This window comes from Phyllobacterium sp. 01N428, from assembly GCF_056399405.1.
In genome coordinates, this window is the sequence record NZ_JBFTRH010000003.1 from 135,314 (window position 1) to 149,076 (window position 13,763).

Annotated in this window: 18 protein-coding genes; 12 read left to right on the top strand and 6 right to left on the bottom strand. The window is 57.9% G+C overall.

Going from position 1 to position 13,763, the window contains the following annotated elements; genetic code table 11:
• The first annotated feature begins 144 nt into the window (after positions 1 to 144).
• The 4 genes from AC1DNI_RS10715 to AC1DNI_RS10730 all read left to right on the top strand — a co-directional run bounded on the left by AC1DNI_RS10715 (position 145) and on the right by AC1DNI_RS10730 (position 2,095).
• Positions 145 to 834 (top strand): tetratricopeptide repeat protein, encoded by a 690-nt coding sequence (locus tag AC1DNI_RS10715; protein WP_477691877.1) that lies wholly within the window; start codon positions 145 to 147, stop codon positions 832 to 834.
• A gap of 376 nt (positions 835 to 1,210) precedes the next feature.
• The gene (locus tag AC1DNI_RS10720; protein WP_477691878.1) at positions 1,211 to 1,597 is read left to right on the top strand and encodes a hypothetical protein; all 387 of its coding nucleotides are present in this window, start codon (positions 1,211 to 1,213) and stop codon (positions 1,595 to 1,597) included.
• On the top strand, positions 1,594 to 1,929 hold the full coding sequence (locus tag AC1DNI_RS10725; protein WP_174207533.1) for a hypothetical protein: 336 nt from the start codon (positions 1,594 to 1,596) through the stop codon (positions 1,927 to 1,929). Before AC1DNI_RS10720 ends, AC1DNI_RS10725 begins: the two co-directional genes overlap by 4 nt.
• Before the next feature lies 1 nt (position 1,930).
• Entirely contained in the window at positions 1,931 to 2,095 is a 165-nt protein-coding gene (locus AC1DNI_RS10730; protein WP_155810783.1) for a hypothetical protein, read from the top strand.
• Between the two features lie 13 nt (positions 2,096 to 2,108).
• Here the strand turns inward: AC1DNI_RS10730 and AC1DNI_RS10735 are convergent, their stop codons facing one another.
• Positions 2,109 to 2,339: a hypothetical protein gene (locus AC1DNI_RS10735; protein WP_477691879.1), complete on the bottom strand. Its 231-nt coding sequence runs from the start codon at positions 2,337 to 2,339 to the stop codon at positions 2,109 to 2,111.
• 177 nt (positions 2,340 to 2,516) lie between these two features.
• Here AC1DNI_RS10735 and AC1DNI_RS10740 point away from each other — a divergent pair, with 177 nt between their 5' ends.
• The 3 genes from AC1DNI_RS10740 (at position 2,517) to ligD (ending at position 5,644) form a co-directional block, all read left to right on the top strand.
• Positions 2,517 to 3,710, top strand: coding sequence for an SH3 domain-containing protein (locus AC1DNI_RS10740; RefSeq protein WP_174207535.1), 1,194 nt, complete (start codon positions 2,517 to 2,519; stop codon positions 3,708 to 3,710).
• Positions 3,711 to 4,045: 335 nt separating this feature from the next.
• Positions 4,046 to 4,480 carry a thermonuclease family protein gene (locus AC1DNI_RS10745; protein WP_174207536.1) on the top strand — a complete coding sequence of 145 codons (435 nt, stop codon included), beginning with the start codon at positions 4,046 to 4,048 and terminating at the stop codon, positions 4,478 to 4,480.
• A gap of 108 nt (positions 4,481 to 4,588) precedes the next feature.
• Positions 4,589 to 5,644 (top strand): non-homologous end-joining DNA ligase, encoded by a 1,056-nt coding sequence (gene ligD / locus AC1DNI_RS10750; RefSeq protein WP_174207537.1) that lies wholly within the window; start codon positions 4,589 to 4,591, stop codon positions 5,642 to 5,644.
• Positions 5,645 to 6,236: 592 nt separating this feature from the next.
• Here the strand turns inward: ligD and AC1DNI_RS10755 are convergent.
• The 5 genes from AC1DNI_RS10755 to AC1DNI_RS10775 form a co-directional block, all read right to left on the bottom strand.
• Entirely contained in the window at positions 6,237 to 6,950 is a 714-nt protein-coding gene (locus AC1DNI_RS10755) for a type 1 glutamine amidotransferase domain-containing protein (protein WP_174207538.1), read from the bottom strand.
• A 141-nt stretch (positions 6,951 to 7,091) separates the two neighbouring features.
• Complete coding sequence (locus tag AC1DNI_RS10760; RefSeq protein ID WP_174207539.1) at positions 7,092 to 7,484, bottom strand: tautomerase family protein; 393 nt, start codon at positions 7,482 to 7,484, stop codon at positions 7,092 to 7,094.
• 193 nt (positions 7,485 to 7,677) lie between these two features.
• Positions 7,678 to 7,914 (bottom strand): tautomerase family protein, encoded by a 237-nt coding sequence (locus AC1DNI_RS10765; RefSeq protein WP_174207540.1) that lies wholly within the window; start codon positions 7,912 to 7,914, stop codon positions 7,678 to 7,680.
• A 36-nt stretch (positions 7,915 to 7,950) separates the two neighbouring features.
• Positions 7,951 to 8,583, bottom strand: coding sequence for a DsbA family protein (locus tag AC1DNI_RS10770; protein WP_174207541.1), 633 nt, complete (start codon positions 8,581 to 8,583; stop codon positions 7,951 to 7,953).
• A gap of 69 nt (positions 8,584 to 8,652) precedes the next feature.
• Entirely contained in the window at positions 8,653 to 9,366 is a 714-nt protein-coding gene (locus AC1DNI_RS10775) for an SDR family NAD(P)-dependent oxidoreductase (protein ID WP_153667431.1), read from the bottom strand.
• A gap of 279 nt (positions 9,367 to 9,645) precedes the next feature.
• On the opposite strand from AC1DNI_RS10775, the gene AC1DNI_RS10780 reads away from it, so the two are divergent.
• The 5 genes from AC1DNI_RS10780 (at position 9,646) to AC1DNI_RS10800 (ending at position 13,738) form a co-directional block, all read left to right on the top strand.
• Positions 9,646 to 10,203 (top strand): VOC family protein, encoded by a 558-nt coding sequence (locus AC1DNI_RS10780; protein WP_153667430.1) that lies wholly within the window; start codon positions 9,646 to 9,648, stop codon positions 10,201 to 10,203.
• 351 nt (positions 10,204 to 10,554) lie between these two features.
• Entirely contained in the window at positions 10,555 to 11,010 is a 456-nt protein-coding gene (locus AC1DNI_RS10785; RefSeq protein WP_153667429.1) for a tripartite tricarboxylate transporter TctB family protein, read from the top strand.
• A gap of 22 nt (positions 11,011 to 11,032) precedes the next feature.
• A complete protein-coding gene (locus AC1DNI_RS10790) occupies positions 11,033 to 12,568 on the top strand; it encodes a tripartite tricarboxylate transporter permease (RefSeq protein WP_477691880.1) in 1,536 nt (511 codons plus the stop codon).
• Between the two features lie 77 nt (positions 12,569 to 12,645).
• Positions 12,646 to 13,338 carry a response regulator transcription factor gene (locus tag AC1DNI_RS10795; RefSeq protein WP_246272424.1) on the top strand — a complete coding sequence of 231 codons (693 nt, stop codon included), beginning with the start codon at positions 12,646 to 12,648 and terminating at the stop codon, positions 13,336 to 13,338.
• Positions 13,322 to 13,738, top strand: coding sequence for a response regulator transcription factor (locus AC1DNI_RS10800; RefSeq protein ID WP_174207543.1), 417 nt, complete (start codon positions 13,322 to 13,324; stop codon positions 13,736 to 13,738). Before AC1DNI_RS10795 ends, AC1DNI_RS10800 begins: the two co-directional genes overlap by 17 nt.
• Positions 13,739 to 13,763: the final 25 nt, after the last annotated feature.

The following is a 13,763-nucleotide window of genomic DNA, read 5'->3' on the forward strand; positions in this document are numbered from 1 at the left end:
CCACGGTAGCGCGCCAGGCCAAGAGTTTGGCGGCCAAACACAAGATTTTCCCTGTGCATCATGCTAATGCTATTTGACGTTCGATAGAGCCGTTCCCGGACGGGCGGTTCAGTTGCCAACATTTTTGCAAGATGCGGGGTCGTTATGCTCAAGCGCACTGTCGCCGGGATTGCTGTTGCCGCCATTTTGGCTGGTTCGGCAATTGCTGGGCCGCTAGAGGACGGCTACGCGGCAGACAAGAGTGGCGACTACGCTAAAGCGGTGGAGATGTATCGCCTCGCTGCCGATCGTGGCAATGCCGCCGCCCAGTTCAACCTCGGCAATATGTACTCTAACGGACGCGGCGTGAAACGGAACGACGCCGAGGCGCTGAAGTGGTTTCGCCTTGCTGCCGATCAGGGTTTGCCGAACGCCCAACACAACATCGGCATCGCTTACGCTAACGGACGCGGCGTGAAACGGAACGACGCCGAGGCGCTGAAGTGGTTTCGCCTTGCTGCCGATCAGGGCCATGCCAAAGCGCAGTTCAGCCTCGGCCTCGTGTACCTTAAAGGCAAGGGCGTCCCGCAAAACTCGTCAGAAAGTGTGAAATGGTTTCGCCTCGCTGCCGACCAAGGCTTTGCCCAGGCGCAGAGCAACCTCGGCGCCCTGTACGCCCAGGGCGTAGGTGTCCCGCAGGACTATGTACTCGCGCATATGTGGTTTAACCTTTCTGCCTCGCATGGCGATGAAAAAGCCGCTAAACTTCGCGATACTACAGCCGGTTTCATGACCAGCGACCAAATTGGTGAGGCACAGCTCCTGGCACGGGATTGGAAACCGTCGCGGAACTGAGAACATCATCCGTCCTTCGACAGGTTGGCCAGTTCTTCGCGCATGTCTAGCCGAAGTTCAGGCAGCGACAGCCGCAGGCGGTTTTGCTGGTCTTCGTAATGCGCCATCCATCATTTCTATTTCGATGAAGAAACCGCCCACTACAGCGTCTATTGTTTTTCGAGCCGCGAGAATGCCGAGGTATTTCAAGCTGCTTGGTGCGCTGAATGGCTCACGACCGCAAAAAGAGCCGTTGGCGTCCCCGAAGTCCCGTTTCTTTAACGGCTAGACCACGGCTTAATCCGCTGTACGGCCGCCTATCGTCAAATTGCGATTAAGGCCCTTTGGTTTTAGATCCAAGGTGTAGGCTTGCTCGCGTTTTTAGGCCTTGTTACGAATGGCGATGCACATCACTTGGAAACGCACGGTCATCGGTGGGGATGAGCTTCCTTACGACTTCTGCGCCTACGTCGAGAACATCACGATCGCGCGCATCTTTCGCAACAAGGATTCGGACCACCTCAGCGTGTGGTCTGTAAACATGCAGATCGGAAATGCAGCCACCGATTCATGCCTGACCAGGCGTAAGGCTATAGAGTGGGTAGAGCACAGGTTCGCGCACTTCTCGACCACTGAGGCCGGCAAACGTGATCCGCAGGAATGGCCGTACGATCAGCGCACCATGGAGCTCCGATCGTTGAGACAGAACAATCCGGAGCAATATGCCGTCCTCGTTGAGGATCTTCGCAGAGGTAGGGTGGAGCGCATTCGCAGGAAGACATGAGCAAAAGTGACGAAGAAAAGGCTGCCCTTCGCAAAGCCAAGAATGCCGAGAAGATGAGGCAGTGGCGCGCTAACAATCCTCATTCCGCGGAGAAGAAAGCAAAGGAGGCCGAGCGAGCAAAACAATGGCGGCTTGCAAATCCGGATAAATATCGGGAGCAGCAAAACGCATGGTATGCTAAAAATCGCGAGCGGATATTGGCCCAAGACCGTGCAAGAAAACGTCGTACCGTGGCAGATAATGGGAGTGCTTCACATGGCGATCGAAAGACCACGCAAGCCATCCGGCCACAAAGACCGACTGAGCGACTGCCAGAGAGCGATCGAGGATAAATTGCTTGAACTCTTCGGAGAGGCCGTGGCAGCCGGATGGGGTGAGGATGAGGTGTTTGCGGCTATCGTCGCTGTTGCGGATACGACCCAGCTCGCGATGCACCGTGACCAATTCCTGTCGATCGAGACAGAATTGCGAAGGGTAATGACGAAGCGGAATACCTGACCACCTCCCTGTCCTACCCGCCAACTTTCATCTTGAGCACTGCACCCTTATAAGCATCGGGAATACCAGCCTTGTGGTGAGCTATAGCGAGCTTCTCGAGCCACGCCGAAATATCTGCGGGGATCAGCTCGAGCCCGTTTCCCCATGCGTTCGTGGGAAAAATGTCGCATTCCAATGCGGCCGCAAGATCGATCTGAGACCAGCGCAATAAGGAGAGGCATTCTTTAAATCGCTCGGGCGTCAAAATCGCTCCTTGTTGCTGTCGAATACGTGGGCTTCAGATAATGCACGTGGCCTTCATAACCGTCACTAACCCGTCGGATCAGCCTTTCGTGGTATTTGAGCACAGGCTGAAGAGCTGAATTGACGCTCGAGAGCCGCCTCAATAAGTTGCTGTTCGGGTATTGGGGAATTTTGTAAAATGAAATGGGTACGAGTTGGCGGGCATCTGCAAACGATGCTGCTCGCATTGGGTGTGGTGGGCGCTGGAACCTCAGTCGCAACGGCGCTGACATTCAAGTCAGGGGAACTCACGAACGGTATAAAATATATTGCAGTTCAGGGTGAGTTCGAATTCGATGAAAACCTTGCGCCGTTTGCTCAGCTGGTAAAGCAGACTGACCCCATATTTGTCTCGTTCAACTCGCCCGGAGGAAACCCGGTCAAGGCAATGGAGCTCGGCCGACTGATACGAATACTGAACCTGGCGACCTATCAGCCGCGAGGGAGCGTGGAGTGCGCATCGGCCTGCGCGCTGGCGTTTCTCGGCGGCGTCGTGCGCATGGCAGAGCCGGGGGCGATCGGCGTTCATAAATCCTCGTTCTCGGGGAGTGCCAACCTCAATCTTGATGCCGCTGTATCGCAAATACAGCACGTTACCGCTGAAACGATTTCCTACATGACGGAGATGGGCGTCGACCCGGCATTGCTTGAGCTGTCGCTGAAATACGAGAAGGACGATATTCGTTATTTGTCCAAGAGCGAGATGACAGCATATCGCGTTACGACACCGATGCCGTCGGGGGATCAGAACGTCGCCAGCGACCAGAATATCGCGCCGCCCGCCCCGACACAGCTTCCAGCCCCGAGAACCACGGCCGCACTGCCCGACAGTTCAATTCCCGCCATAGACGCACGGTTCGAAATTCCGCTGGCACGCACAGGAAAGGTGCGACACCCGGAGGGATCAGAGTTCCTTCGCGCATCAACTGACCAGGCAAGTCAGAAATTGGGGATGGTAAAGAACGGCGATCCGGTCAGCATCCTGAATGTCTACGACCGCTGGTATTACGTGAATGTTAGGGGCCAGACCGGCTATCTCCACCACAATTGGGTGAAGGTCGACCAGTTTGTCAGCATGCCATTCAACAACCGATATATTCAGATCGCCAGTTTCGACAATTATCTTGAGACGCAGGCCTATATGGCGAAGTCTTCAATGCGCCTGACCGCTTATTATGCGACCAATCATTGGTTCGCAGTGACCCTGTCGGGGACATATCCGGCAAAGCGAGCCGCCGAAGCGCTGAAGGTGATGAAGTCCAATGGCAGTATCCCGGACGACGCATTCATGACGGTCGGGAACACTTACGTCGGAAAAGCGTGCTGTGAGTAGGGCCGTGGGGATCATTTGGCGAATGGCGTTCGCGGCTTCGTTCCTGATCTTGGCAAGCGCAGCGGGCTCAGCCAATACGCCGTGCAGTGGCAGTAAAGGCGGTATTTCACGGTGCCAAGGCGACACGTTTATTTGCAATGACGGATCGGTCAGCGGGAGCAAGAAATCTTGCCAAGCCGAGCGAGGGTTGGCGGATAACGATGATGGTCAAGACGACATGACCCCCACGCCCGCGGGCGAGTGCTCTTGTCGTGCCGGCTTGTTTTGCATCGGCCCTCGAGGCGGTCACTACTGCGTTAGCGACACTGGCCGCAAGAGTTACCTTCCGAGGTAACATGCAACCACTGCGGATGAAAACAATAGCTTTAGCAACGACCGTGCTTCTAGGATGCCTCTACGGCGCCCCTGCCTCGGCGATGGACATATGTTCGGGCGGATTTCGGGCGGCCAGAAAAGTAACGTGTCTGGTCGATGGCGACACCGGATGGGAAAACGGCAAGAAATGGCGGCTGCTTGATATTGATACGCCCGAAATTTCCAAGCCGGGATGCGCCGACGAATTGGCAAAAGGCAAGGAGGCGATGATCCGCCTTCAGGACCTGATGACGCATAACGAGTACGGCTTCGTTTACGATGGACGTGAAGATCGCAGCAAACGACTGTTGGTTCGGGTGATCCTCTCGGACGGCAGGGACGCAGGCGAAGTTCTCTTGGCCGAAAAGCTCGCTCAACCCTGGCCGAACAGAGGTAATGTGTGGTGTGCGCCGTAATTTGCCGCCAGCCTAAGCTGAAGTGGCGCGCACTGGACAATGGGCCGTCGATAGTAAGAACATGCGGCAATCGCATTATCTTAAACATTTTCTGGACCCAATGACGGAATGGCGAAACGTCGATCCACACGCAGGCTCGAAACAATCGGTCTCCTTTCGGACCTCAATGCACCGTTAATCGTCCCGGCGCCGAAACCGCGCGACAAACGCCAGCCCCGCTTGCAGTTCGACCCGATGCCCGAGCGCATCGAGCCGTGCATGGCATTGCTCAAATCAAAGCCGCCCAGCGGGCCGGACTGGCTGTTCGAAGTCAAATGGGACGGGTATCGTTTGGCGGTTCATGTCGAGGCGAATGGCGGCGTGCGGATCATTACGCGTGGCGGGCATGATTGGACAAGCTATTTCCCCTCGATCGCGACAGCCGCCAAGGAACTTGGCCCCGCCACCATGATCCTCGATGGGGAAGCGGTTGTGCTCGATGAAAAGGGTGTGCCCAATTTTGGTTTGCTCCAGCGGGCGCTCGGGGGCCGCAAGGCAACGCGTGCCGCACACGAGGCCGTGCTCTATGCCTTCGATCTGCTTTATTTCGACGGACACGATCTGACTGGCCTTGAACTATCGTCGCGTCGTCATCTGCTTGGCAACTTGCTCGACGGCGAAACCGGGGCGATCCGCCTATCTGAGGAAGTCCACGACGACGGTGAAGCCTTGCTGCGCCATGCCTGCGCCCATGGACTTGAGGGCATCATCGCCAAGAACAAGAATGCGCCATACCGCTCCGGCCGTACCGGTGACTGGCTAAAGATCAAGTGCGTGAACAGCGAGAGCTTTGCGGTAATTGGGTATGAGCCGAGCCAGAAGGTTCGCGGCTCGATCGCCAGCCTGCTTTTGGCGGCACGCAACGGCGATAAGCTTGTCTATGCCGGCAACGTGGGAACTGGATTTTCCGCAAAGCTTGCGCGTGACCTACGTTTTCAGCTCGACAGCATGCGGATCGATAAACCGGCCGTTCCCATCAAGGGCAAAAACCTCGTCTTTGTCGAGCCCACGCTAGTCGCAGAAGTGAATTTCAGCGCCTGGACGCACGACGGGCGTTTGCGGCACGCATCGTTCAAGGGTTTGCGCGACGCCGCTGACCATGCCGAAATCCTTCAACTTGACTGAAAAATTGGGCGCCGGCTTTTTTCGGGCCATGACGCCCATCGCCGCGCCCGATTGTCACTCACTGGCGTCGGGGATTTTCATAAATTCGACGCCGGCGGAATAAAAACGTCGCGCTTGCAGCGGCGAGCGACAAGCATTGAGACCCACTCGACAGTTTCGCTCACGGACAATTCCGTTGCCTTGCCGCCCCCGACCAACAGGGCGTTCCGCTCAGCGGAAGGTGATCAGCGCCAATACTTCGTTTTGACCCGGCTCCAGCTTCATCGAATACTTCGCAGCATCGTAATGGCGGTATCGACCGGGACGACATCTTTGCCTAAATTGCCGCAGCAGGTGGTTTCCGCCCTTCTCGAGGCGGCACTTCAGCCACGAAGGCACGAGCTTCAGAAATTGCTCTAAGGCAGCCCTCTTCACCGCTCCAACTACGACTCCGTACATACGACTACAGATGCTAGACCGGGCTGCGACCGTATTGTCCCAACTTCGCGCAGGTAACCATCTCGAATTCCTTGCGTTCCCAAAAACGAAACGGCCGTCTTCCAGCGTGACCGGATATTGAGAGGCCGCGGACAAGCGGCCTCTTTTCCGCTTCTCAGTGGCCCACGCTAGGCGACGGCCGCGCGGCTTGCACGGTGGTGAGAAGCTCGACAAGCGCCTGCGCTCCCGCGGTGGAAGATGCCGGGTTCTGGCCGGTGATCAACTTGCCGTCGGTGATAGCGAAGCTTTCCCAGTTCGCCTTCTTCTCATAGATACCGCCGAGACGTTTGAGCTCGTCCTCAACCAAGAAAGGAACGACCTTCGTCAGTTGCACTTCTTCCTCCTCGTCGTTGGTAAAGCCTGTCACCCGCTTCCCTTTGACGATCGGCGCGCCTTTATACGTGACGCGGTGAAGCACGGCCGGCGCGTGGCAGACTGCCGCCACCGGCTTGCCGGAGTTGTAGAAGGACTCGATCAGCTTGATGGAGTCCGGATTGTCGACGAGGTCCCACATGGGTCCATGACCGCCCGGATAGAAGACGGCGTCGAAATCTTTGGAACGGACTTCGCTCAGCTTCCTGGTGCTCGCAAATACCTTCTGCGCAGCCTCGTCGGCCTTGAAACGCGTCATGGCCGGCGTCTGATTTTCCGGCAGATCGCTCTTCGGATCGATCGGAGGTTGACCGCCTTTGGGGGACGCGAGCGTCAAGTCGACGCCTGCGTCACGGAAGACGTAGTACGGTGCGGCGCCTTCCTCCAGCCAGAAGCCAGTCTTGCGTCCCGTGCTTCCGAGGATGTCATGCGAGGTGAATACCATGAGGATCTTCATGTTTAGGCTCCTTCCACTTGCCTGGATTCGCAACCGGTCGGCTGCACGACCGGAAGCATGTCGCGGATCGGCTGTCTTTGCATGTGCACCTTAGTATCGCCGATACCTTGGTGTTGGTGAATCAGACCAGAGCGTCTGTGCCTATCGGAGCTCGCCTGTCAGGAACTGAGCGTTACCCATGCCGAACGACCAATCTTCATCCGAGTTGATATGCAAAGAGACCATCACGTCGGATGGCGGTACGTTGCAGCGAGCCTGAAGCGCGCTCGTTAGGCTTAAATAGAATGCAACCTTGGCATCTCGTGGCCTCGGACGGCTGGTGATTTCAAGCAGCAGGAATTTCTCGGTCCTAGTGATATCGAGCCCGGTGTCGAGCGCGCGAATATGCGATCCCTCGTGCTCTTGAAGTATCTGGTACCGATCTCTCAGGGGAACCCCGAAAGACGCCACGACGACGTCGTGGATGGTGTCAAGCAAGACGGCGACCTCCTGCGGAGAACGACCTTTCAGGACATGGATTTTGACGAGGGGCATTGGCGTCTCCAAAGTTACCGAACACGGCTCCCGAGAACTATCGTCCTTGAACAATCAAAGCTATTGCACGATGGTATCCGCCGCACAGTCGCGGAAATGATAGCCGAAGCACATTGGGATCGGTCGGTGCCGAAAAACACAAGCCGCCGGTGATCACTGGCGGCCTGCATTCTCCCGGGGAGTCACTTGAGGGTCAGGCTTTTCCTTCGGCCTTCTTCTTTCGGTATTGGACGGTTGGAAGGCCGCCCCAGCCCCAGTTGTCCAGGTCGACTTCCTCGATCACCACGTAAGTCGATTCCAGCGGCTTGTTGAGGACGTCGAGCATGACCTGGCTGACGCCGGCGATGATTGCGGCTTTCTCCTCGGGAGTTACCGAGGTGCGATCAGGGGTCGTGCCTTCACGGGTTACTTGTACGGTGACTATGGGCATTTCCTATTCTCCTTGTTCGATAGCCTCATTGATTGGCTAGGCGGCCATTGCAGCGAGGTGCTTCTCAAGTTCGTCGACATGAGCATACCCAGCGCCGACTTTGCTGAGAGTTCCACCCTTGTTCAAGAACAAGGTCGGAAAGCTTGAAACACCCATTGCCCGCACCGTTGCGAAGTCCGTCGCGGCTTCTTCGATCGTACTGCGCTTATTCCATTCTGCCAGGAATTCCTCCGAGCTGACGGGATGACCGAGTTCGGCGAGCGCGCGAGAACCGGTCTCAGCCAGTACGGCTCCATCCGTCGTGTCGAGGGCGTCGACGTAGAAGGCATGCTGGAATGCTCGAAAAACGCCGAGAAGGTCAGCTTCGGACCTGAGAACGCGGGCGGTTACCACCGCACGGCACACGGGCTCGGTGTCATAGACAAAGCCTCTCCTGGCGAGAAGGCCTTCCCGGTTGAAGGGTACGCCGCTGGCCTCCTCGACCTTTCCCCAGTGGTGCAGTCTGAACTGCTTTCCGGCGTCGTCGAGAACGTCGGTCGCGCCAGCGCGTAGTCCGCCGAGGATGATCTTCAGGGATAGGTCCGGACGCCGCTCAAGCAGCAGCCCCATCTGTTTGCCGAATCCATAGCACCACGAGCACATCGGATCGGCGGCTAGTACAAGTTCCATTGTCTTTCCTTTCACTCGCCTGCGGTCTCGCGGCGTATCCACGCCACGAGACCGCGTGATGCGTGCGACCTACCAGCGGCCGGCGTTCTGGCCACCGTCAACATGGAGGATTTCACCAGTGACGAAGCTAGCGCCCTCAAGGTAGATCACGGCGTCGACGATGTCGCTGATCTCGCCCATGTGGCCGACGGGATGCAGCCCGGAGAGGAACTCGTGGGTCTCGGGAGCATGCATCGGGGTCTTGATGATGCCAGGTGACACGGCGTTCACCCGGACGCCCGTCTTGGCGAACTCGATCGCCAGTTCCTTAGTGACGGCGTTCAGGCCGCCCTTCGTAAGCGAAGCAAGGGCCGTGGGGACGGTCGACACCGGCTGGTTCACAAGGCTGGTCGTGATGCTGACGATATGGCCGGAACCCTGCTTGAGCATCTCCCTCGCAGCCCGCTGCGTGATGTGGAAGAAGCCCGAAACGTTCACACTGAAGTTCAGGTCGTAATCTTCCTGAGTGAAGTCGACGAACGGCTTGGCAGTGAACACGCCCGCGTTGTTCACCAACGTGTCGATCCGACCGAAACGGTCGATCGCCTCGCGGACGACGCGCTCTGCGGTCTCGGCGTTGGAGATGTCGCCCGCCACGGCATGTACGCCGTCGTCGGACCCTTGCTTGATTGAACGCGAGGTGGCGACGACTCGGTAGTTCCGCGCGCGGTAGGCGCGTACCAGACCTTCACCAATGCCCTGCGATGCACCGGTGACGACGGCGACCTTCTGCTGATTGCTCATGATATTACATCCTTTCAATTGCAGCGGTCCTTATCCGGGCCGCCCTACGCCCTCGGCGTCGGTGCTACTGATTTAGATGCTCTCGATCATCGGGAGAATTGCTGGGCAGCGGCATTCAGTCCGCCGTTTTTCGGGATAATCGTGGGTTTTGGCTGACGTTGTCTCCGACGAGCCCGCATTCAGCTCGGACGTACGATACTAAAGTGTTGGGCACACCTTCGGACAATATCGGTCCGAGATCGACGCGGTAGTCTACGGTAACAACAACAGGAGCCGACCATGACCGACGCCACGCTGCATTCGAAACCTCCGGCTAGTACAACAGCCACAAGCCCGACCAGCATGAATCTCGAACTCCTCGTGATCCCGGTCTCCGACGTGGATCGTGCTAGAAGATTTTACGAAAGCCTCGGCTGGCACCTCGACATAGACCACGCTACGGGCGACGACTATCGCATCGTTCAGTTGACCCCGGCTGGCTCCGGAGGCTCGGTGATGTTCGGTCAGAACATCACGACGGCGTCGCCGGGCTCCGCGCAGGGCATGCACCTCGTGGTGTCCGACGTTGTTGCCGCGCGCGACGACCTCGTACGACGCGGCGTGAAGGTCAGCGAACCCTTTCACGACGTCGGCGGGATCTTCCATCACTCCAGCGGCGAGGGAATTGCCAAGGGACCGAATCCCGAAAGGAAGAGCTACGCCTCATATGTCACGTTCGAAGATCCCGATGGCAACGGATGGACGTTGCAGGAGGTGACGGCGCGTCTACCTGGTAGCCGTACCGACAGGAGCTTCACGACGCAGCTTCACGAGGCGGTATGGGGATCTGCCAGGTGAATGGTCCGCATCCGGCTCGGCATGCCGTCACCCACCACAGATCGGGCAGGTCTGAAAGCGGTTTAAGCGGATCCACCGTTCTTTCCGGTGGACGCTTGACTGCACTTGGTTCGTCGTCTCCACTACACTTCCAAGAGACGACGAAGTGGAGATAGTTAGTTTTGCGTCGATAACCCTCTATCGATCGATCAGTCGCGATCGTCGTAACTCGGGTGACCACGTTTCGCATGAACGGCCTTGCGATGAACGCCGAGAGATGAAACAGCTCTCCTGGGGTGCGCGGGGTCACCACGTCGACGCTGGAATGCCTTACTTGCGCGGAATGGAAGTCACTGTCTGAGAGGTGCCAGCATGAGATCTTCCCACAAAACAGGCGACTATCCCGATCTCCTCGCAGGCGCGTTGATGATCGGGCTGGGAGGACTTGGGCTCTGGGCGGCTCGCGACTTGACGTTCGGCACTGCTGCCCGGATGGGAGCTGGCTATCTGCCCGACGTTACGTGCGGTTTTCTGATCCTGATCGGGGCGGTCGTGGTTGGAAAGGCACTGTCGAAGAACTTGCTGACAACTGGCCATTGGAACGTCAAACCACTTCTCGTCCTCTCCATCGCCGTCGTTGGGTTCGCCATCCTGGCCGAGAACTTCGGCTTCGTGATTTCGTCGGCGTGGCTCCTCGTGACCGCCAGCCTTGCCGATCGGGAGTCACGATGGAGGGAAGTCGTAACCTCGACGTTGATCCTCACCGTTGCGGGCGCCCTTGTCTTCGTCTGGGGCCTCGGCGTGAAGTTGTCGATCTTACCGTTTTAACTCGACCGCGGGGATCTCGCACGTGGATGTTTTTCATTTCCTGATATTCGGCTTTTCCGAGGCGTTGTCCCCTTCGAACCTGCTATTCTGTTTTGTGGGAGCCATGCTTGGAACGATCATCGGGATTCTGCCCGGCATCGGGCCGACGGCGACGATGGCGATCCTCCTGCCGCTCACGACCTCCCTGCCCCCACTCGCCGCCATCGTAATGCTCTCTGCGATTTACTACGGCTCTCAATATAGCGGATCGACGACGGCAATTCTGATCAACCTCCCTGGCGAGCCGTCTTCGGCGGCAACAACTATCGAAGGATACCAGATGGCCCGCCAGGGACGCGCCGGCGCGGCGCTCGCGATCTCGGCGTTGGGATCCTTCTTCGCGGGAACGACGTCAGCTCTCGCACTGGCGGTAGCAGCGCCCGCGCTTTCTACCGTCGCTCTCTCGTTCGGCCCCCCGGAATATGTGTGGTTGTGTGTCCTCGGCTTGCTGGCCGCAATGGTGCTGGCTCGCGGCTCGCTCCTCAAGGCCAGTGGCATGGTCTGCGTCGGCCTCCTGCTGGCAATGGTCGGCACCGTTGCAGATGGCGGCGCGCGCCTGACCTTGGGGATTCCTTCCCTCGCGAATGGCATCGACTTTGTGGTGGTGACCGTCGGCCTCTTCGGCGTCGCGGAGATAGCCAGCAATCTGGGCGGCAGATCCGAAGTCAAAGTCGCGCGAGCCGTCGTTGGTCCCCTCTGGCCGACAAGGCAAGAACTCCAGGATAGCTTGGGGGCAATGGTCCGGGGCACCGTGCTGGGAACGGTGCTAGGCGTCCTACCCGGCGGAGGAGCGACGCTCGGTGCCTTCAGCTCTTATTCGGTCGAAAAAAAGATTTCGAAAACTCCTGAGCAATTTGGGCAGGGGGCGATCGCCGGGGTGGCAGGTCCAGAATCCGCGAACAATGCTGCCTCGCAGTCCGCATTCATCCCGCTCCTGACGCTCGGCATCCCGTCCAATTCTGTGATGGCTATGATACTCGCCGCGATGACGATGCATGGCGTTTCGCCCGAACCATCTATCATAGAGGCCCAACCGGATATCTTCTGGGGACTGGTGGCATCCATGTGGGTCGGCAACATCTTGCTGCTTGTGATCAACCTGCCGCTCGTCGGTCTCTGGGTCCGGTTGTTCAAGATGCCCTACAGACTGCTCTATCCGGCGATCCTGCTGTTCTGCTGCATCGGGGTCTATAGCCTCAATAGTCGGGCATCCGACGTCGTCATGGTGATGGTCTTCGCTGCGATCGGGTACGTCCTGAAGATGGCGCGATGCGAGACGGGACCCTTGCTTCTCGGTCTCGTTCTCGGGCCCCTCTTCGAGCGTAGCCTACGGCAGGCCCTGCAATCCTCCAATGGAAATCCAATGGTGTTCGTGGAGCGCCCCATCAGCGTGGCCCTTTTGGTCATTACGGCTGCAATTCTGCTCGCGATCTCAGTTCCGGCCGCAGTCAGTATGCGTAGACGGCCGAAGGCCACAAGTGCGGACTGGCATGCCGGCGGTGGGGACCCGACACCTTAGTATACTCGACCTACCGGACCAATATGACGCAATCTCACGGCATTTAGTTCTGGGCGTCCGACGAGGGAGATTTTGGGATGCTTGCGCTCGTTTCTAATTTTGATGCTAGAACACTCTCCATGCCGCTAACCACGCCAACAGTGTTCATCGTGGACGACGACCCTTCGGTGCGAGAGTCGCTGGAAGCACTGGTGGAGTATGCAGGCTGGCGTTGCGAGACGTTCGAGACCGCCCATGAGTTTCTATCGACGCCGCCAGCCGCCGGACCTAGCTGCCTTTTGCTCGACGTCGGGCTCCCCGATCTGAACGGACTGGAGCTGCAGCAAAGGATCGGGGCTATTCGCTCCGACATGCCGATAATCTTCATCACCGGGAATGGCGACATTCCGGTGACGGTGAAGGCGATGAAAGCAGGTGCGGTCGAGTTCCTCGTCAAGCCATTGAGCCAGGAGGCTCTTCTCACCGCAATGCGAAGCGCGCTCGACCGTAGTCAGGAACAGCGCGAACTCGATGCTGCCGACGCTATCCTTAAGACCCGTTATAAAACGCTCACCCCGCGAGAGAGAGAGGTCATGGCGCTGGTCTCGGCGGGGATGCTGAACAAACAGGTGGGGTTGCAACTCGGCATAACGGAAATCACCGTAAAAGCGCATCGCGGACGCGTGATGCAGAAAATGCATGCGCGTTCGCTGGCCGATCTCGTGACGATGACCTGGTCCCTCAACCTTTCGCCAACGGAGCGACAGGGCGACGATGAACAACAGTTCTAGGGGAAAACGCACGATATTTCCGCAGAAGTCGAAAGTCTCCATCGCCATCATCGATGATGATGAATCTATCCGGGAAGGTCTGGCTGGGCTGATGCAGTGGCTGGAGTTTGACGTCGCGACATTCACGGCCGCGTCCGAGTTTCTCATATCGCCGAACTTCGCAAATTTTGCGTGCATCGTGTCGGACGTACAAATGCCAGGAATGACAGGCTTCGAGCTTCACCTCCGCCTGCTCGCCATGGGTCACCATGTTCCGACCATTCTCATCACCGCCTACCCGAACGACGAAGCGAAGGCGCGCGCGTTGTCGGCGGGCATCATCTGCTACCTCCGCAAGCCATTCGACACCAAAGTCCTCATCGAATGCATACGATCGGCGATCGCTCCCGAAACGGCGTGAGGTGTTCCCTTTAGACGAATTGACC

Bases quoted from the DNA above. Each gene is read 5' to 3' on its own strand.
- AC1DNI_RS10800 (WP_174207543.1), top strand. From the start codon at position 13,322: ATGAACAACAGTTCTAGGGGAAAACGCACGATATTTCCGCAGAAGTCG.
- AC1DNI_RS10785 (WP_153667429.1), top strand. From the start codon at position 10,555: ATGAGATCTTCCCACAAAACAGGCGACTATCCCGATCTCCTCGCAGGC.
- AC1DNI_RS10770 (WP_174207541.1), bottom strand. From the start codon at position 8,583: ATGGAACTTGTACTAGCCGCCGATCCGATGTGCTCGTGGTGCTATGGA.
- AC1DNI_RS10775 (WP_153667431.1), bottom strand. From the start codon at position 9,366: ATGAGCAATCAGCAGAAGGTCGCCGTCGTCACCGGTGCATCGCAGGGC.
- AC1DNI_RS10715 (WP_477691877.1), top strand. From the start codon at position 145: ATGCTCAAGCGCACTGTCGCCGGGATTGCTGTTGCCGCCATTTTGGCT.
- AC1DNI_RS10795 (WP_246272424.1), top strand. From the start codon at position 12,646: ATGCTTGCGCTCGTTTCTAATTTTGATGCTAGAACACTCTCCATGCCG.
- ligD (WP_174207537.1), top strand. From the start codon at position 4,589: ATGGCGAAACGTCGATCCACACGCAGGCTCGAAACAATCGGTCTCCTT.
- AC1DNI_RS10720 (WP_477691878.1), top strand. From the start codon at position 1,211: ATGGCGATGCACATCACTTGGAAACGCACGGTCATCGGTGGGGATGAG.
- AC1DNI_RS10725 (WP_174207533.1), top strand. From the start codon at position 1,594: ATGAGCAAAAGTGACGAAGAAAAGGCTGCCCTTCGCAAAGCCAAGAAT.
- AC1DNI_RS10780 (WP_153667430.1), top strand. From the start codon at position 9,646: ATGACCGACGCCACGCTGCATTCGAAACCTCCGGCTAGTACAACAGCC.
- AC1DNI_RS10740 (WP_174207535.1), top strand. From the start codon at position 2,517: ATGAAATGGGTACGAGTTGGCGGGCATCTGCAAACGATGCTGCTCGCA.
- AC1DNI_RS10760 (WP_174207539.1), bottom strand. From the start codon at position 7,484: ATGCCCCTCGTCAAAATCCATGTCCTGAAAGGTCGTTCTCCGCAGGAG.
- AC1DNI_RS10755 (WP_174207538.1), bottom strand. From the start codon at position 6,950: ATGAAGATCCTCATGGTATTCACCTCGCATGACATCCTCGGAAGCACG.
- AC1DNI_RS10745 (WP_174207536.1), top strand. From the start codon at position 4,046: ATGCAACCACTGCGGATGAAAACAATAGCTTTAGCAACGACCGTGCTT.
- AC1DNI_RS10765 (WP_174207540.1), bottom strand. From the start codon at position 7,914: ATGCCCATAGTCACCGTACAAGTAACCCGTGAAGGCACGACCCCTGAT.